General features: G+C 34.9%; 20 protein-coding genes. 12 read left to right on the top strand and 8 right to left on the bottom strand.

The genetic code is table 11. The annotated features are described in order from the left end of the window. Nucleotides 1–40: 40 nt before the first annotated feature. Nucleotides 41–2,140 (bottom strand): TonB-dependent siderophore receptor, encoded by a 2,100-nt coding sequence (locus H7R46_RS09255; protein WP_005069401.1) that lies wholly within the window; start codon nt 2,138–2,140, stop codon nt 41–43. 220 nt (nt 2,141–2,360) lie between these two features. Between H7R46_RS09255 and lpxB the strand changes: the two genes are divergently transcribed. Then, nucleotides 2,361–3,536 (top strand): lipid-A-disaccharide synthase, encoded by a 1,176-nt coding sequence (gene lpxB / locus H7R46_RS09250; protein ID WP_005069400.1) that lies wholly within the window; start codon nt 2,361–2,363, stop codon nt 3,534–3,536. 35 nt (nt 3,537–3,571) lie between these two features. On the opposite strand, the gene H7R46_RS09245 is transcribed toward lpxB, so the two are convergent. Next, nucleotides 3,572–4,441 (bottom strand): DUF2797 domain-containing protein, encoded by an 870-nt coding sequence (locus tag H7R46_RS09245; RefSeq protein WP_005069396.1) that lies wholly within the window; start codon nt 4,439–4,441, stop codon nt 3,572–3,574. Nucleotides 4,442–4,480: 39 nt separating this feature from the next. Here H7R46_RS09245 and H7R46_RS09240 point away from each other — a divergent pair, with 39 nt between their 5' ends. Both H7R46_RS09240 and H7R46_RS09235 read left to right on the top strand, forming a co-directional pair. After that, nucleotides 4,481–4,942 (top strand): DUF6231 family protein, encoded by a 462-nt coding sequence (locus H7R46_RS09240; RefSeq protein WP_005069394.1) that lies wholly within the window; start codon nt 4,481–4,483, stop codon nt 4,940–4,942. Between the two features lie 99 nt (nt 4,943–5,041). Then, nucleotides 5,042–5,632, top strand: a complete 591-nt coding sequence (locus tag H7R46_RS09235; protein ID WP_005069392.1) for a YidB family protein — start codon at nt 5,042–5,044, stop codon at nt 5,630–5,632. 110 nt (nt 5,633–5,742) lie between these two features. Here H7R46_RS09235 and H7R46_RS09230 read toward each other — a convergent pair whose 3' ends face one another. From H7R46_RS09230 to H7R46_RS09220, 3 genes are all read right to left on the bottom strand, one after another. Then, nucleotides 5,743–6,861: a porin gene (locus tag H7R46_RS09230; protein ID WP_002122289.1), complete on the bottom strand. Its 1,119-nt coding sequence runs from the start codon at nt 6,859–6,861 to the stop codon at nt 5,743–5,745. A gap of 256 nt (nt 6,862–7,117) precedes the next feature. Further along, entirely contained in the window at nt 7,118–7,531 is a 414-nt protein-coding gene (locus H7R46_RS09225; RefSeq protein WP_005069390.1) for an HIT family protein, read from the bottom strand. Between the two features lie 17 nt (nt 7,532–7,548). Next, nucleotides 7,549–7,818, bottom strand: coding sequence for a YARHG domain-containing protein (locus tag H7R46_RS09220; protein WP_002122146.1), 270 nt, complete (start codon nt 7,816–7,818; stop codon nt 7,549–7,551). Between the two features lie 854 nt (nt 7,819–8,672). Between H7R46_RS09220 and H7R46_RS09215 the strand changes: the two genes are divergently transcribed. Beyond that, the gene (locus H7R46_RS09215; protein ID WP_005069386.1) at nt 8,673–9,137 is read left to right on the top strand and encodes a hypothetical protein; all 465 of its coding nucleotides are present in this window, start codon (nt 8,673–8,675) and stop codon (nt 9,135–9,137) included. Nucleotides 9,138–9,250: 113 nt separating this feature from the next. On the opposite strand, the gene H7R46_RS09210 is transcribed toward H7R46_RS09215, so the two are convergent. Further along, complete coding sequence (locus H7R46_RS09210) at nt 9,251–10,336, bottom strand: alpha/beta fold hydrolase (protein ID WP_032012726.1); 1,086 nt, start codon at nt 10,334–10,336, stop codon at nt 9,251–9,253. A 136-nt stretch (nt 10,337–10,472) separates the two neighbouring features. Here H7R46_RS09210 and H7R46_RS09205 point away from each other — a divergent pair, with 136 nt between their 5' ends. The 5 genes from H7R46_RS09205 (at nt 10,473) to H7R46_RS09185 (ending at nt 14,723) form a co-directional block, all read left to right on the top strand. Beyond that, nucleotides 10,473–11,660 carry an O-succinylhomoserine sulfhydrylase gene (locus H7R46_RS09205; protein WP_005069382.1) on the top strand — a complete coding sequence of 396 codons (1,188 nt, stop codon included), beginning with the start codon at nt 10,473–10,475 and terminating at the stop codon, nt 11,658–11,660. A gap of 169 nt (nt 11,661–11,829) precedes the next feature. Continuing rightward, complete coding sequence (locus tag H7R46_RS09200; RefSeq protein ID WP_005069381.1) at nt 11,830–12,066, top strand: hypothetical protein; 237 nt, start codon at nt 11,830–11,832, stop codon at nt 12,064–12,066. A gap of 264 nt (nt 12,067–12,330) precedes the next feature. Next, complete coding sequence (locus H7R46_RS09195; protein ID WP_002113538.1) at nt 12,331–12,660, top strand: YbaB/EbfC family nucleoid-associated protein; 330 nt, start codon at nt 12,331–12,333, stop codon at nt 12,658–12,660. A gap of 9 nt (nt 12,661–12,669) precedes the next feature. Beyond that, complete coding sequence (gene recR, locus H7R46_RS09190; protein ID WP_002113756.1) at nt 12,670–13,266, top strand: recombination mediator RecR; 597 nt, start codon at nt 12,670–12,672, stop codon at nt 13,264–13,266. A 332-nt stretch (nt 13,267–13,598) separates the two neighbouring features. Beyond that, a complete protein-coding gene (locus H7R46_RS09185; protein WP_005069379.1) occupies nt 13,599–14,723 on the top strand; it encodes a ribonuclease D in 1,125 nt (374 codons plus the stop codon). Between the two features lie 456 nt (nt 14,724–15,179). Here the strand turns inward: H7R46_RS09185 and H7R46_RS09180 are convergent, their stop codons facing one another. Continuing rightward, complete coding sequence (locus H7R46_RS09180; protein WP_080631101.1) at nt 15,180–15,854, bottom strand: FMN-dependent NADH-azoreductase; 675 nt, start codon at nt 15,852–15,854, stop codon at nt 15,180–15,182. Nucleotides 15,855–15,972: 118 nt separating this feature from the next. Here H7R46_RS09180 and H7R46_RS09175 point away from each other — a divergent pair, with 118 nt between their 5' ends. From H7R46_RS09175 to H7R46_RS09165, 3 genes are all read left to right on the top strand, one after another. Beyond that, nucleotides 15,973–16,824 carry a LysR family transcriptional regulator gene (locus H7R46_RS09175; protein WP_005069374.1) on the top strand — a complete coding sequence of 284 codons (852 nt, stop codon included), beginning with the start codon at nt 15,973–15,975 and terminating at the stop codon, nt 16,822–16,824. Nucleotides 16,825–16,921: 97 nt separating this feature from the next. After that, nucleotides 16,922–17,188 carry a hypothetical protein gene (locus H7R46_RS09170; RefSeq protein WP_005069372.1) on the top strand — a complete coding sequence of 89 codons (267 nt, stop codon included), beginning with the start codon at nt 16,922–16,924 and terminating at the stop codon, nt 17,186–17,188. Between the two features lie 178 nt (nt 17,189–17,366). After that, complete coding sequence (locus H7R46_RS09165; RefSeq protein ID WP_005069370.1) at nt 17,367–17,702, top strand: hypothetical protein; 336 nt, start codon at nt 17,367–17,369, stop codon at nt 17,700–17,702. 72 nt (nt 17,703–17,774) lie between these two features. Here the strand turns inward: H7R46_RS09165 and H7R46_RS09160 are convergent, their stop codons facing one another. Further along, nucleotides 17,775–17,939: a hypothetical protein gene (locus H7R46_RS09160; protein ID WP_005069368.1), complete on the bottom strand. Its 165-nt coding sequence runs from the start codon at nt 17,937–17,939 to the stop codon at nt 17,775–17,777. Nucleotides 17,940–17,991: the final 52 nt, after the last annotated feature.

Raw genomic sequence — 17,991 nt, 5'->3', positions numbered from 1 at the left:
ATAAGTAAAGCCAATCCCTCAATTGAGATTGGCTACGGTATTAATATTTAAACTTTACAGCAACTGTATAGTTGGCTGGAGCGCCATAGTAACCTTGGCCACCAGATAAACCTGTCAAATATTTTTCATTTGTCAGGTTGTTACCATTTACTTGGAACAGTACGTGTTCGTTTAAATCATAACTAGCCATAACGTTAAGTAATGCATACGCATCTTGTTTTACAGTTGAGTAAGAGGTGTCATGTATATCGTCCTGCCACTTAATGCTTGCACCAACTTTTAATTTCGGAATCTGTGGAACAGTATAAGAAGCTAAAACATTAAGTGTTTGAGTCGGGATATTAGGTCTGCCTCTTTCACCCGTTTCCATATTTTTTAGACTAAATGTTGAAAAACCAAAAACCAAATCTAAGTTATCAGTTAATTTTCCAGTTAATCCGACCTCAACACCTTGCGATCTAATTGTTCCGATTGGAGATGAGTATTTGTTATAAAGCGGATCCCATAATGGGTTTAGTGCAAAATTATCTTCATCTGTTCTAAAGATTGCGATATTTCCTGTTAAAGCCCCATCTAACCAAGCGCTTTTTACACCTAATTCATAGCTTTCACCCTCTACTGGTACAGCTGTTTGTTTAGTAGAAAGATCAATAACAGTTTGTGGTCTAAAAATAGAGGTATAACTCATATAACCTGTATATTCAGGAGTAAAGTTATATGTAATACCTGCATATGGAGAAACTTTATTCTTTTTATATTCTAAAGTATCGATTTCAGTGTAGTTGGCACCTAAGATAAATTTAAGATCCTCACCTAAATGAAGACGAGTCGCACCGTAAACGGACTTCATGGTTCTTTCTTCTGGGTCTGCATAGGTAAAGTCTCCCCAAGTCGGTTCTTCAGGAGTCCAGCTTGGTAAGTCTGTGGTAATAACACCTAAACTACTGCCATACGAATAAACACTTTGAGCACTATATTTTGACCAGTTATAACCAATATTTGCTTCGTGTTGCTGTCCTAATAAATTAAAAGTACCTTGAATGTCTGCATTAGCAGTAGTTTCTTTAAATTTCTGATTATAAATTTCTGGATATAGTGAAATACCAGACGTATTGTCAGTAGCAGAAGGAAAACCACTGAGATAAAGCATTTTATCTTTAACATCTGATTTCTTAAGGTTATAGCCTAATCTTAACTTCCAGTCTCCCCATAATTTTTGTTCAATATTGGCAAAGTAATTATCTATTTCCCAATCGTAGTATGTCCATGACGGTGCATAATTATAGTTACGAGAATAACTTAATGGTTCACCTTTGGAGTTAACCAAGGGTAGAGCACCCCATTGAGAACCATTAGCGTATTGACGAGTTTTCGAATATCCTGCTGAAACATTTGTGGTGTCTGTAACGTCAGCTTCTAAAATTCCTTGAAATCCATTCTTTTCTTCTGAATAGCGGTCTAGATAAGAATCTCCTACTTTCTCATAACCTACAAGACGTCCTCGTACTCGTCCATCTTGTGTAAGAGAACCAGAGATATCCGCTTCATAACGTTGTGTATCCCATGAACCATAGCTCACCCCAGCATTTGCTTGAAATTCTTTAGTGGGACGTTTACGAATATAATTAATTGTAGCGCCAGGATCCCCTAGAGCATTTGTCAGGGCATCAGCACCTTTGACAATTTCAACACGATCATAGAAATAACTATCTGCATCACTATTGTTATAGTTATAGCTGTCAACTTGAGGGATACCGATTCCATCAACCAGAATATTTGAAATATCAAAACCACGAGCCGTATAAGTTGTGCGGTTTGTTTCCAATCCGGTTACAGTTACACCGGGTGTATTACTTAAAATATCTCGGGTACTGGTAAGCCCAAAATCTTCAATTTGCTGACGAGTAACGACGTTAATGGTTTGAGGAGTTTCTTTAGCCTCAATATTAAGCTTGGTTGCGCTACTCGAGTTTTTAATATTATATGCTTTAGTTTGTTCAGAAGACTGCTCAGCATTTGATGCTTTAACTTGAATCGTCTGTAAAGCTTGTACCTCTGAGTCTTGAGCATAAGAGAGGTTTGCATAACAAATCGCGCAGGCGATTACGGTAAGCTTAAATGGTCGAGGTGGGATATTCATAAGATTAAAGATAATGTAAATAATTCTCATTTATTTTATTGTTTGTAAATGTAAGCTACAATTCAAATTGCATTGTTAATTTAGATTAAAAGATGGTGAATGAGTGTAATTTTAGATAGTTTGTGCTGTGGCTGCTCTTGGTTAGTACATATAGATCAAGTTCAAGATTGATAAACCTCTATGCTAGAATGCATTATTTCAAATTCTTGGGTAAATCACCTTGGCAAACCGAAAACTTAAAATAGGTATTGTAGTTGGGGAAGTTTCTGGAGATACGCTTGGTGTGAAACTTATGCGTAGTTTTCGAGAACAGGGAATCGATGCTGAATTTGAGGGAATCGGTGGTCCCCAAATGATTGCTGAAGGTTTTAACAGTTATTACCCAATGGAAACTCTATCTGTGATGGGGATTGTTGAGGTCTTAAAAGATTTAAAAAAATTATTCGCCGTGCGTGATGGTCTAATTAACCAATGGACTCAAAATCCAGTTGATATTTTTATTGGTATTGATGCACCAGACTTTAATCTCAGACTTTCGAAAAGTATTAAAGAAAAGAATGTTCCAATAAAAACTGTTCAATATGTCAGTCCTTCTGTTTGGGCGTGGCGCCAAGGGCGTGTTCATGGAATTAAGCAGAGCATAGATTTAGTACTTTGCTTATTTCCGTTTGAAAAAGTTTTTTATGAACGATATGAAGTTCCAGCAGCATTTGTAGGCCATCCATTAGCTAAACAATTGCCACTTGAGAACCCAATTCAAATTGCCAAACAACAATTAGGTCTTAATGAAAATCAGAAGTATATTGCTTTGTTGCCGGGTAGCCGCAAAGGTGAAGTAGAGCGACTCCTTCCTATGTTGTTGGGTGCTGCTAATATTTTGCATGGCAAACATCCTGACATTCAATTTTTAATTCCGGCAATTAATGATGCTCGTAAACAACAGATTGAGCAGGGTGTTGAACAATTAGCGCCTAATTTGAAAACTGTAATTCATATTTTAGAAAATACTGATAGTGAATCTAAAGTTGGCCGTATGGTCATGAATGCGAGTGACATTATCGCTTTAGCATCTGGAACGGCGACATTAGAAGCAATGTTAATGCATCGACCAATGGTCACTTTCTATAAGTTGCATTGGTTAACTTACTTAATTGCTAAATTCTTGGTAAAAATTCCTTATTACTCTTTGCCTAATATTATTGCGGGTAAGAAAGTTATTGAGGAGCTGATTCAAGCTGATGCAACACCTGAAAATTTAGCAGCTGAAATAGAAAAATTGATGAATGTGGAAACTGCTCAAATTCAAGTAATGCAACATTTAACTATGCATAAACAGCTTATTTCTGGAAATACAGAAGATCCGGTTCAAGTCATCCTAAAAGTACTTGAAAAGTAAAAAAAGCCCCATTTTTAGGGGCTTTTTAAATCTACTTAAGCACGTACAATCAGCTCGTAACCAGTATATTTACGAATGTTGATGACACCAATATCAAAAATTAAATATTGGCCTTTAATCCCTTGTAATACACCGCGAATTTTTGGTGTTTTATCCAAGTTTAGAGACTTAATTTTTTCAGGATATTGTTCAACTGGGTATACAAACTCACGTGGCAATTCATTTTCTAGTAGTTCAACCGTTTCGTTAAATTCAAGGTTTTGACTGAACTCCTCACGAATAGTTTGAATTTTAGGGGCGAACTCCTCGATTAATTGATCACGTTGTTCAACCATATTTAAAGGTTCAGCTTTACCCTTGAGGAGTTTGCGCCAATCTGTTTTATCAGCAATTAAAGAACCAAACATGGTTTCAAGCTGACCAGATAAACGGCGTGATCCAACTTTTAAAATAGGTAAGGCTTGAGTTGCACCTTGGTCTAACCAACGACCCGGCATATGACTAACACGAGTAATACCCACTTTTAAAGCACTTGAATTTGCCAAATATACAATATGTGGTTGGAAACAAACACTATGGGCAAAGTCATCTTCACGACATGTACCTAAATGATAGTGACATGTTTCAGGTTTCATAATACACAAGTCACATTCCGCTTTAGTTTTAAAACATTTAAAGCAGTGACCTTGAGAATAAGACTTCGGTGTTTTAGTGCCACAAGAAGTGCAATAAATATTACCTGTCCATTCGATTTCTAGTTCTTGTCCTAAATTAAAAGGAAGATCAATTTCTGAACGGTCTAATACAAATTTGTATTCAACATTTGCCTTGGTTGTCTGTTGATCAGTTACACTAGCATCTTTTAGGCCTGCATGCATTTTATGGCAAATGCCTTGTAGTTCCATAAAGTTTAAACTCACATCTTTCAATTAAGGGTTGCAGTTATGGCTGAACAAAATGTCATCACTTCTATGCTAGACGATTTATCAAACGAACAGCCCATTCATACTGCACTTTGTATTGGCCAGAAAATTGACCAGAATAACGCAATTCAATGGCACTATTTTACCGTAACTGAGCTTTTAAGTCTGCCTTTTACTCAGCGTTATGACTTGGGTTTTGTATTGTTTGATACTGATGAAATGCAGAACATCAGCGATGTACAAAAATCACAATTATTAGTAAAGCTAAGAGATTTATTAGCGAAACGAATTGTAGTGGTAAGTAAACGCAGTGATGAGCAGTTATTACGTTCTTTAGGTTTTACTCAACTTATTGATAAAACTTCACATGATAGTGATTTTGCTTTATGGCAATTTAATATATTGACTTATAAACATGTTCCAGACTGGTTTAATTCAAAGTTCTGGGCGAACCCGGAAAACTGGAATAAATTCCGCTGGTAAAAGGGCCTTAAATCTCTTTCAAAATTTAACAATTTGGTTTTTGCTGTCTTAACAAGAATCCGCGTATGCTCATGTATAAACCATACATAAGAGTTACACATGACTAATTTAAGCAATATTGTAGAAGTTTTGGCTAAGCAGGCTTTAGGTGGAAATCAGCAAGCGTCAGGTCAAGGTGGTTTAGGTGGAATTTTAGGTTCAGTACTAGGACAAATGGGGGGCAATACTTCTTCGGGCGCTCAAGGTGGCCTTGGAGGAGTATTAGGTTCTGTATTAGGGCAAGTGACTGGCAATAACAGTACACCTCAAACAGGTGGCGGCGTACAAAGTTTATTAATTGCAGTTGTGCCTTTAATTTTAGGTTGGGTACAGCAACAAGGTGGTTTACAAGCTGCATTAGAAAAGTTGAAAGGTGCGGGTTTAGGAAGTCAGGTTCAAAGTTGGGTTGATCCAAATCAAAGTAATAGCGAAGTTCCGACCCAACAGTTACAGAGTCTATTTAACCCAGCTGACATTGAACAAGTTGCCGAGCAAGCTCAAGCGCCAAAAGAACAAGTTTATGGTGCAATCGCATCGGTCTTACCTCAGGTCATTGACTCTTTAACACCTCAAGGTGACAGTACCGATCATCAAGAAGCAAACCAAGATATTCAAAATGTCATGAATCTTGTAAGTGGTTTTTTAAAATAAGATATAAATCTTAAAAAAGCCGATAAGTTTTATATCGGCTTTTTTTACTCAGGACAAAAAATAAAAGGGCATAAGCCCTTTTATTTTAGATATGAATCAAACATAACTGATTAGAAGTTATATTCGATACCAGTACCTACAACAGTTTGTTTGTCGTCTTCTTTAATCCAGTCGCGTTTTTGTTGAGCAACGATACCGTAGAAGCGAGCTTGTTTGTTGATTTGGTAATCAAGACCTAAACCGTATAAGTCAATTTTACGATCTTGTTTACCGCTTACTTGTGTTTCAGCAGAAGCGTATTCTGCTTTCACTTTAAGTTTAGTGTTAGGAATTTTATAAGCAGCTGTTACTGCATATGCTTCTTCTTCTAAACCTTTGTAGTTTGTATAGGTATCTGTAGTTTTATCAACACCATCTACACGCGTAGTTTTTGACGTTTTATAAGCAGTCAAGTCATCAGTAGGTTCAGCGTGTTGCCATAAAGCACCTACAACAAAACCAGATTTAGCAATATCATAAGAACCAGTTACACGGTAAGCATCGGTATAAACATCTTTTAGACCGTAAGCTGCATATTTACCTTTAATACCAAAGTCACCAGCAGCAGCAATTGCTAAACCGATATCTTTGTTTTCGTAACCAAGCGATGTTGATACAGAGTCAAAGCTATCATTTTTGCTGTCTTTACCAGTTTCACCTTGTTTGCTATCAGAGGTGCTTTCACCAGTTTGAGCCATGATATTGAATGTTAAACCAGCTAATAATTTAGGGTCTAATTCAAAACCGATCACGTTGTCTAAACGGTTTTCACCGTACATGATATTAGTAATATCTAAACGTGTATCGTCATTAAAGATGTCTTGGTTACCACCAGCAGCTGTTTTAAAGTAAGAATCATACTTACCTACTTTTAATGTACCAACACCTTCAGTTTTTAAACCGATAAAACGGTTACGAGCACTAAGGTCAGTATCAGAACCTGAACCATCAGTAGAAATTGCCCATTCAGCTAAATAAACAGCAGATAACTTATCAGTTAATTTCTCTTCGCCTTTTACCCCAATACGAGAAGAGTTTGAGTTAACTTCGGTAACGTCACTTTTACCATCGAAATTTTTATTATCAACTTGGTTAATAGAAACATTTAGTTTGCCATACAAAGTTGGCGCTGCTTGCACCGCGTTTACGCTCAAAGTTGCAACTGCGGCAGCGAGTAGCAATTTCTTCATTGAGATTTCTCCAAAAGGTATTTAAAAATGGCGTATGCCTAGCTAACTATTTATTTTGTAGTTGACTTATGTACAAAAAGTTACAAAAGCTCACCAACTTGCTAAGCAGTATCGGCAAAATTTGTGACAGAGAAGTGAAGAATAAATGACAGTTTTATGACGTTTAAAATTTAGAAATAAATTAGTTGTTTTCATTTTTTTATAGTTTTTAGACGAAAAAAAGCGGAGCCTAAGCTCCACTTTAACCATCTAAAAATCAAAGAGCTGCTTTAATTTTTTCAGCTAATTCTTTAATTTTTTCTTGATCCCCTAACTCAACAGCATGGCGTCCAAGATGATGCACATTTGTTGGAATTAGGTGAAAATGAACATGTGGAACAGTTTGTCCTGCTGCTGCTCCAGAAAGTTGCATCAATACAATACCTTCCAAATTGAGTGCTTTTTCCATTGCCTTAGCAATCTTTTGAACAATTTGTATAGTATAGGCTGCTGCTTCAGCAGGTAAGTCCAGCAGTGTTACAGCAGGTGTTTTTGGAATAACTAATGTATGACCATCGGCTTGAGGCATAATATCCATAAAAGCTAGAACTTGATCATCTTCATAGACTTTTATCGCTGGAAGTTCTCCACGTAAAATTTTTGCGAAGATATTTTGATCATCATATGCCATGTATTATTCCTTTAAAATTATTTACATTTCAATTCTTTTTGACGTTCTTTAATAGCGTCAAGACGTTGTTGCTCTTTGTCAGAAAACTTTGGTTTTGTCGTATGACAGTTTTCATTACCATATTTTTCTTTAGCATCAGGATCTTTAAAACAAAAGCCTTTTGACGCATAAATCAAATTGTAATCATCTTGCAATTTTTGACATTCTTGCTCAGGTGTTGCAGCTTGTACGCCTAAACTAGCAATGCTCACCATGCCAGTAAAGACTGCAACCATAAATTTATTCATGAGCTTTTCCTCAGTTAAAGGTATGAACCTGTACTCAATATAAGGTTTCTTACCAATATTTCAATGACTATTAATTACTCAGGTGTCATTTAGGTTTGTATTTTGGGCAAAAAATTAATAAAATCTTTATATATCAATGTCTTGAAAATAAACAATAAAAACAAAAACTTAACTAAATTTTTATATATCTTTCGATAATTTAACTACGATCTAACACCTTGTAATTGCTCATAATGAATGAAATAGGGGACTTGCTTCTATTAAATAAAAAATCAAAAAGTTCGTAGAAAAGCCATATTTATGACTCATCTTTTGCTGAAAAGACAGTTTTAGTTTGAATTTTGGTCAATGGAAAAGAAAGATATTAATGCCATGATCAAAGAACAAAGCGTGATAATTATCACATTTTGTATTTTAGGATTAGGTGGAATTCACTAGGCCCATTTATTTTAGACGGAAATGGGCTTCTCTTATTGAAACAGAGATAAAATTATTTTCGACTTTTATTTAAGATTAAAATTCACCTGAAAGATGCATTGATTTTACATATTTAAAGTCTTATTATATGCCCCATAATTGCTGCGTTTGATAGTTTTTGTTTTTTATAGCCCATTTCTCCAAATGAAATGGGCTTTTTTTATTAAAGTTATTTCGAATCATTAAAATTTAGTATTTTATATTGAGAATAATTTCGCCTTATATTTTGATTTTGTGACATAGTATAAATGTTGCTTTCATAATTGCCCTGATAGTTACTTTCTACCCTCATACCCTTACACATAGTAATAGTATATTCATCATACTTCCTTAAAGGATCAGTCGTTCGTTAAGACTAAATATTAAAGGAATAGGTGATGTCACAATTTTTACTAATTGCTGAAAAAGTTTATAAAAAGTTCGAAGAAGAAAAGCTTTTCTCCGAGGATGTAATTGGGCACTTGAATAGCTTAGTTAGTATTATACGGCAAGAGATAAAAGACACTTCATACAAACTAAAATATAACTTTATTGATTTTGAAGAATGTTTAAATAAACCTGCAAAGCAATGTTCAGTTAAACTCGATATCAGCTTAATGCCAATTTATAAGAATAAAAGTGAATACATTATGTGGTTAGCGAGTTTTATCGAAAAAATTACTCTAGGTGGAAGAGAAAAGTTTCCACCGCTTACAAATAGTTTACTTCCGAGCTGTATAGTGACTAATCCTTATGTAACAAAACTGGAGCAGGCCAAGGCCTCTTCTGAAAAAAGTGCACAGATGATTTTAAATTACTTTAAATCATCCGATTATAAAAAAGTTAATAAAGTGCCTTCATAGTGAAAATAATAATTTTCTATTAAAACAATAATATTATTGGTAAATGCACTGTTATACGAGGGTTTATTCCACCCAAGCGAATAAAAGCAATAGATTTAATCATGACTTTATTATTAAATTTGCGTTGATCGTTCGGTGAGCCATTTTGCTAGTTGTGGCCAGAACTCCAATGCACTTGCCTGACTCGACATGAGGCCCAAATGTCCGCCAGGGATGAGAGTAAACGTAACATCTTGGCTACTGGTCAACTGGCTTAATGGTTGAGCTGCATCAGCGGTAACCAGTTGATCACTACGACCCGCGCCCACTAAGAGAGAGCAGTTGATATTTTTTAATTCAATTTTTTTATCTTTTAACTCAATAAAGCCGCGCTTCAATGGATTTTGCAACCAAACATTGAACAACATGTCCTGATTAATTCCACCTGGGTAATCAATCATATTATTTAAAAAGCTACTTAGTGTGGCATGTTCTTGTACGAACTGAAGATCATTAAGGTTTTTAAGTAATTGAATATGACCATCGAGCCAGCCTTTAGGGTCAAGAATTTTGAAACCTAAAGAATTTAAAATTCCTGGGCTATGAATCAAACGTTTTGGCAATCCAGAATAAATACGTTCTTGAATTTTTTTATTGCGACCAATCGCGTTGTTTATGGTTCGATAGAGTTTCCCAATATAGCCAGAAGCATAACTGTCTATTGGACTACCAAGAACAATTAAGTTTTTAATGTAGTTGGGTTGGTTTAGAGCAGCATATAAAGTCACGAATATACCTGCCATACTCCATCCGTGAAGCGAGATTTGTTCACTTCCAGAGTGTGTTCTGACAAGTTTTATGGCTTTAGGAATGAAATCTTCAATAAATGATAAAAAGTTAAGATGTCTGTCCTTAAACTTTAAACGGCCCCAATCTACCAAATAGACATCAAAACCAGCATTTTGGAAGTATTTAATAAGAGAACGATAAGGGTATAAATCATATATCGCCATATTAATAGCTAAAGGAGCAACAAATACCAAAGGTTCTTTAAATTGTTTTTGGTTAGCGGCGTAATAACGAATACGGGTTTGATTGAATTCACCAATAACTTCAAACGGAGTGCTTTGTGACAATACTAATGTCTGTGGGTGAAATAGTCGGGTAGAGAGGTGCTTGATTTGACTTTGTTCAGAGACAAGGGACTTTAAGCGTTTCATCTTGCTTTTACCAACTATTTACTAAAGTTGAATAAAGTCTAAGCGATAATTTTAAGGTTTACCTTGACCTTAAATACCCTAGACACTCAAAATGATGATAGTTTTTTAGTACATGACCAGTAAAGGCGAACATTTAATGAACCAGTCTGATGATTTAGAATACCAACTTGATACTTTAGCCATTCGTACCGGACATACTCGTAGTTTTGAAGGCGAACATGGTGAACCGATTTTTTTGACTTCATCATTTGTATATGAAAATGCGGCTGAAGCTGCAGCAAAATTTTCTGGTCAGGTTCAAGGAAATATCTATTCTCGTTTTACTAATCCGACTGTATCGATGTTCGAAAAACGTTTAGCAGCTTTAGATGGTGCTGAACGTGCCGTGGCTACAAGCTCTGGAATGGGCGCGATTTTGTCAGTTGCTATGGCATATCTAAAAGCGGGTGATCATGTTATTTGCTCAAGAGCAGTTTTTGGTTCAGTTGTTGCTTTGTTTGAAAAATATATTGCCAAGTTTGGTGTAGACATTACATTTGTTGATTTATGTGATTTAGACGAATGGAAAAATGCTGTACGTCCTGAAACCAAACTTTTCTTTGTTGAGTCACCGTCTAACCCTTTAGCTGAGATTGCAGATATACAAGCGTTAGCAGATATCGCCCATGCGAATGGTGCATTACTTGCGGTTGATAACAGTTTCTGTACACCTGTTTTGCAGCAACCACTCAAATTTGGTGCGGATCTTGTGATTTACTCTGCGACTAAATACTTAGATGGCCAAGGCCGTGCATTAGGTGGTGCTGTTGTTGGTAATCATCAGTTGTTAGAAGAAGTTTTTGGTGTTGTTCGTACGCTTGGACCATCAATGAGCCCATTTAATGCATGGGTTTTCTTAAAAGGTCTAGAAACTTTACGTTTACGTATGAAAGCACACTGTGAGAGTGCTCAAATTCTTGCAGAATGGTTATCTACTCATGAAAAGGTAGAGAAGGTTTACTACGCTGGTTTACCTGCTCATGAAGGTCATGAACTTGCTGCTAAACAGCAAAATGGCTTTGGCGGTATTGTATCCTTCGTTGTTAAAGGCGAGCGTGAAGGTGCTTGGAAGGTTATTGATAATACTAAGTTTATCTCGATTACTGGTAATCTAGGTGATGTGAAATCGACGATTACCCATCCAGCAACCACAACTCATGGCAAACTTTCTGTTGAAGCAAAAGAAGCAGCTGGTATTCAAGAAGGTCTAATTCGTGTTTCTGTTGGTCTAGAAGATATTAATGACATTATTGGTGATATCTCGCGTGGATTAGATTTAATCTAATTAAATTATGTTTGTTATGGAAAAGTCACATTTATTTTAATGTGGCTTTTTTGTGTTACTAATAAGCAACAATAGCAATAAAAAGTCTACGTTTTGTTATAAATCAGTCTAAAATTTCAACGTATAAAAGTTCTAAATTTAATAAAAATAACAAAGAGAGTCTTTAGTCATGCTTAAACCAATAATTATTTTAGTTGCGATAGGGGCAATTGGTCTGGTTGGATACAAAGTATTTGCCCAAAAAGATGAACCGACACAGATCAGTGAAACTGTATTATTAATTAACGATGCAAACAAATCTGTTCAAGATGCTGATCTTTCAATAGAAAAAGCCAATACCTCTTTCAAGGAAGTTCCCTTAAGTGAATATAAAACAAACAATAAAAGTCTACAGGCTGCACAGTAACTTTTCTAAATTTTACTTTTTTCTACTCATCAAAAGTTTTTTATATAAAAGCTTTATAGTGGATTGACCATAGAAAATAGTTTCATAGATACCAATAGAAAACATTGATTTATTGTGTCAGAATTACGGATTAATTTTGATTTAAACGTACTAACCTCAATGATCTTGATGATCTATAGGGGAATAGAAAGAGTTTAAGTTTTGCAGTGTTATGTGACTATCAATAATACTTGAAATATTTGATAGAGATACGGAGTTAGGTTTATGAATATCAATATGCTTATGCAGCAAGCGCAGCGCATGCAAAAAGATATGGAATCAAATATAAAAAAGGCTAAAGAAGAGCTTGCTCAAACTGAAGTACACGCTGAAGCGGGCGGTGGTTTAGTTAAAGTCACAATGACTGGCCGTTATATCGTAAAACGTATCGAAATTAATCCAGAATTACTTCAAGATGAACCAGACATGATTGAAGACTTAATTGCTGCTGCAGTAAATGATGCTGTGCGTCAAGCAGAAGTGATTTCTGAAGAAAAAATGCAAAAAGCAAATTCTGGTATGGGTTTACCACCTGGCTTAGCGGGCATGTTCTAAGGAAATTCAGTGTTTAGCGATAGATTTGAACAACTCGTTCAAGCTTTACGTATATTGCCAAGCGTTGGTCCGAAGTCGGCTCAACGTATGGCTTTACATCTTTTGATGAAAAACCGAGAAGGGGCATTTGCATTAGCGCATGCTTTACATGAGGCTTCAAGTTATATACATGAATGTAGTGTCTGCCATTCTCTGACTGAACATGAAATTTGTGATATTTGCGCCTCAACTGACAGAGATGATCAGTTATTGTGTGTGGTTGAATCACCAGCGGATGTGATGGCGATTGAGCAAAGCGGTAGCTTTCGTGGAAAATACCATGTTTTAGGTGGCCATCTTTCTCCATTAGATGGTATTGGTCCAGAAGAAATTGGTATTCCTTATCTCATTCAGCGTCTAAGCCAAGGTACTATTGAAGAAGTCATTTTGGCAACTAATGCGACTGTAGAAGGACAAGCGACAGCCCATTATTTGGTAGAGGCGACTAAACATTTACCAATACAAATGACGCGTATTGCTCAAGGTGTACCTCAGGGTGGTGAACTCGAATACGTAGATAGCCATACTTTAAGTCAGGCAGTGCATAACCGCATGAGAATGAAATAAGCATTCCGATGCTTATTTCATTAATGAATGTACTATCAATTTGATTAAATTTATTAATTAAATTCAGTTATTAAACATAAATATTATTCTGTCTTTTATTATTAAAGATAGTTTAAATAAAATATGAATATAAGCATGAAAAAGATCTTATAAATTTTAAATAAAGAACATTTGGAGATAAATTTAAAAAGTACAAATAAAAGATCAAAAAATTATCTATTTTCGAAAAATTGTTCAAAAATAGAGTATTCATAAAGGTTTAAGTGGCATTTTTCTGCTTCTATGTTATATATACCAGAGTTTAAAGCACTCTTTGCAATACTTGAGAAAGCATGTTTCAGTTTATCCAACAGCAAACCGAATTGGTTGATGTTCTTCAAAAAATGGATCAATGTTCAATATATGGACTTGATACAGAATTTATTAAGGTTGACACACTCTGGCCTAAACTTGGAGTATGCCAAGTCAATGTAAATGGTGATGTCTATCTGTTGGATGGTGTTTCATTAGATCTAAGCCAGTTTTGGAAAAAGATCTTCCTCGCACAGCAAAACATTTTTCATGCATGTGGAGAAGATATTGATTTAATCTATCATTATGCTGATCAAGAAGATTTGCTTAATGTGTTTGATACTCAAGTGGGTCTTTCTTTTTTAGGTCATGGCCTGCAGGTGAGTTACCAAGGTGCTTTAAAACTTTGTCTTGATATTGATATTGAAAAAGATCAAACCAGATCTGATTGGTTAGCTAGACCTTTATCACCTCAACAACTTTGTTATGCTGCTAATGATGTTCTATATCTAATGAAGTTAGCTAGTCATATTCAAGAACAGCTTAAGCAGAAAGGGCTTTATAACTATGTTCTTGAGGACTGTAGTAGTCTAACTAAGGAAATCATTAGTGAAACCCCTAACGAATTACTATATACAGATGTGGGAAATTATCGTCATTCACGTCGTCAGTTAATGCAATTACAAAATTTAAGCGAGTGGCGTGAATACATTGTGAAAGCAACGAATCAGCCACGTAGTTTTATTCTTAGAAACTCAACTATGATTGATATGGTTGAAAAGAACCCACGCAATAGCTTTCAACTGTCGCAAGTGAAAGATATTCGTCCAAATGTGGTTCGCGAGTACGGCAAAACGATTTTAGAACTTCTTAAAGATTTGCCAGTCGAAAGCAGATGGCCATCAAAGATTGCAAAACCATTTAAGGTTACGTCTAAAGAGACTTTAAATAAAATGGATATGGTGCTTGCTCATGCAATAAATGAGACTTCTATTCCTAAAGAAGTGTTGTTGAGAAAAAAATGGTTAAACGCCATTCATCAACATGTTCTATGTCAAGGGGATGAACAGGATTTACCCGACTATCTGTTAGGATGGCGTTATGAGTTATTAACGCAACCATTAATCCAGTTGTTTCAAGAGGAAAAACAAAGTTTATCTATTTAAAATGAATAAATAATTAGAAATTTAAAGGCTCATCATATGATGAGCCTTTTTAACTAAAGCATAATCATTCTGTTAAATTTTTAATTAATTATTAAATGAGCTAATTATAATATCTAAGTATACAAAAAATAGATTTTCTGTAGTTTATCTAAATAATTATTTAGCCTGATAAAATTCATAAAATAATGTAATAAAGTAAATAATTTGAAATTTCAATAATGAATTAAATTAACTTATATAATGAGAAAAATTCAATTGATTAAACATACAGGTCTGTATATTCTTGGATTTAAGAAAAACAACTTCAATTTATATAAAATATAACTATAAGTTTGTTTCGGTGCAGAAATGAAAAGCCTACCCAATTGGGTAGGCTTTTTTATTTTTAATGATATGGCTTAGTTAAAGTAACTTAATTTTATGAAATTTAAAAATGAGTATTAAAATCTACAGATATTATCTAAATGAATCAGCAAGTTTAGAAACAACTTCTTCAGCTTTTTGAAAAGCATTTTCTAATGACTCTATATGCCTATGATCTCCAAACTCTTGATACTCACAAGTAATTTCATAAATTTTTTCTACGCCTAAATATTTGCTCAGTGTACGAATGTGGGGTACAAGATGACTCATATCATGCCGAATCCCATCTTTCTCAAACCCAAATTCACCGCTGGAAGTGATAATAATTAAAATTTTTCCAGCTAAAAGAGGTTGTAAGGGAAAGTCTCCACGAGCTAGGTCAAAATCAAAGGTTTTATTGATACGAATAATTTGATCAAACCATGCTTTCAGTTGAGCAGGCATGCCGTAATTGTACATAGGTGAAGAAATTACAAGAATATCTGAGCTCGAAACTTCTGCTATTAATTGATCTGATATAGATAAAACATCACGTTGAGCTTCGGTCCTTTTATTGTCAGGTGTGAATACAGCATCAATCCAGGCTTGATTAATAGAGGGTGGTGGATTCATTCCTACGTCACGATAAATATACTCATCTATAGGCAATTGTTGTTTCCAAGAGTTGATCAACCGACTGGCAATATTTTTTGAAATAGAATTGTGATTTGGGTTGGGGTTAATCGCAGCTCTGACACTAGCATCTATATGTAATATTTTACTCATCATTAATTCCAGAAAGGTTAGGATTTAATTTATTTTGAGTTTTAAAACATAAGTAGACAAACGAGAAAATTACATTTATAGATGATTTTAATTCATTCATAAATGTAAATGGGGAGGAGACATGCAAGTTTCTTTGCAAGCACTTAAAGCATTTGAATCAGCCGCTCGATTGGGTAGTTTTAAGTTGGCTGCTGAAGAACTTTCGCTTACATCGACTGCAATTTCACATCATGTTGCGAATCTAGAAAGCAGATTAAATGTTGATTTATTTCATCGACAGGTAAGGAAAATAACGCTTACAACGACAGGGAAAAGACTTGCTGCAGCAATTTCTGAGGGGTTTCGTAAGATTGAAGATGCACTAGATGAAATAACAGTAAATGGAAACGTAGTGAGAGTCGCTAGTACGTCTTCACTAGCTGCAATGCTGCTAATTCCTTTAATAAATGAATTTTATCAATTGCACCCCGATATCTCTGTTGAGTTTTCTACAGGTGAAACTTTAGATAATCATTTATATACATTACCTATTCGATATGGCGACGTATCTTTGGTCCAGTCTCAAGATATCGTTAAATATGAGTCTTTTAATGTATTTGGTTCATTCAAACTTGATCTGCTTAAATGTTCTAGTGAACCAATAACTTTATTTACGACAGAATGGAAAAATAAGGCGTTACCAAGCCCACCACTAGAGGCTTGGTTTGAGGAAAATGAATGGAACCAAGATAGGGTGACGATTAAGAAATTTGATCAGGAAATTTTTGGGATACACGAGGCTTTATCTGCCAATGGATTGGTATTTTGTTCTACTACACTTTCCCAAAGGTTTGTTAAGGCGAATCTTTTACGGGAGTTTAAAACTAAAGCTGTTCAATCAAAGCTGTGTTACTACATTCCAAATAAGGAGGATCTTAAAAATAGAAATGCCAGAAAATTTATCGAATGGGTAGAAAGTTTATTCAATCAATAAACCTATATCTCTGATTGGTTTTAACTACACAACACTAAAACTTATATAACCTTTTTATGCTATAAAATTAGATAAATTAATAATTAGAGAGATAAATATGCTTAACAACTTTAATGCTGAACAAGCTCGTCAAAATGCTAAAAACTTTAAAATAAATCAAGATATCATATTGGAAAAAATTTTAACTGGTACTGAGTCTGAATCTAAGGAGGGGAAACGAAAAGCAACTTTCTGGTTTCCTGTTGATGCTATAAGTCCTGATCATCTTACACTGGTTGAAGAGGAGCTTAGAAGCAGAGGTTTTAATGTCTCAACTGATATTGAGCACTCCGGTACCACGATTACAATTGAAATAAGCTTCTAATGAATGATTGTTTTAACTAAACCACTCTTAAAAAAGAGTGGTTTTTTATTGCATGATTTATCGTGATCTAAAGGAAGTTAAATATAAATTTATTTACAATTAAATTTATATTAATCAGGATTTTATTTGACAGGCTTTATCTTGTTCTGTAGCTTTACTTTTTAAGTGGAATATGGATATGAACTTCCAAACAATACTTTTATCTTTCAAAAATCAATCTACTGGTACAGATGCATTTAAAGACTTAAAAAATGCATGTGAGCAGTCTCTTAAAGAATCTCAAGATACAAAAGAAAAAGCAGCAGTTTACCTAATCTACGGTTTTGCACGTAGTTACGTAATCTTATATGAAGATGAAGCCGTAACGACCGAATTTGCCCATACTTCTAAAACCCAACTCATCACTTATATGGAAAGTCTTAATGAGGCTTTATTAAGTCAAGATGATAGCGCTATTTTGAGTGCCTTAAATCAAGTAAGCGATGATTATATAAAAAGCACTCGCGTCTTCTAGAAAAAAATTAACACGTCTTTAAACAAAAAATACTTCTTTAGTTTGGGCTAAAGAAGTATTTATTTTTATAAATTAATGGGTCTTTTTCTTACCGCCACCATCTTGTTTGTTGACGGTAGACCATGCAATTCGTTCGGCTTCTTCTTGAGAATGGCCTCTATCTACCTCACTCTCAACAATATGTTTGGCCTGACGCTTTTGCTTTGCTGTATAAGCAGTTTTATCACCACGAGGCATAATTTTGTCCTCCATATCTATGAACCAGATACTTATTATTGAATCATATCTC

The sequence above is a fragment of the Acinetobacter sp. BEC1-S18-ESBL-01 genome (genome assembly GCF_014169935.1).
Lineage (GTDB): Bacteria > Pseudomonadota > Gammaproteobacteria > Pseudomonadales > Moraxellaceae > Acinetobacter > Acinetobacter pittii.
The sequence above is the reverse complement of the archived record's forward strand: the minus strand, read 5'-3'. Positions and strand labels throughout refer to the sequence as shown.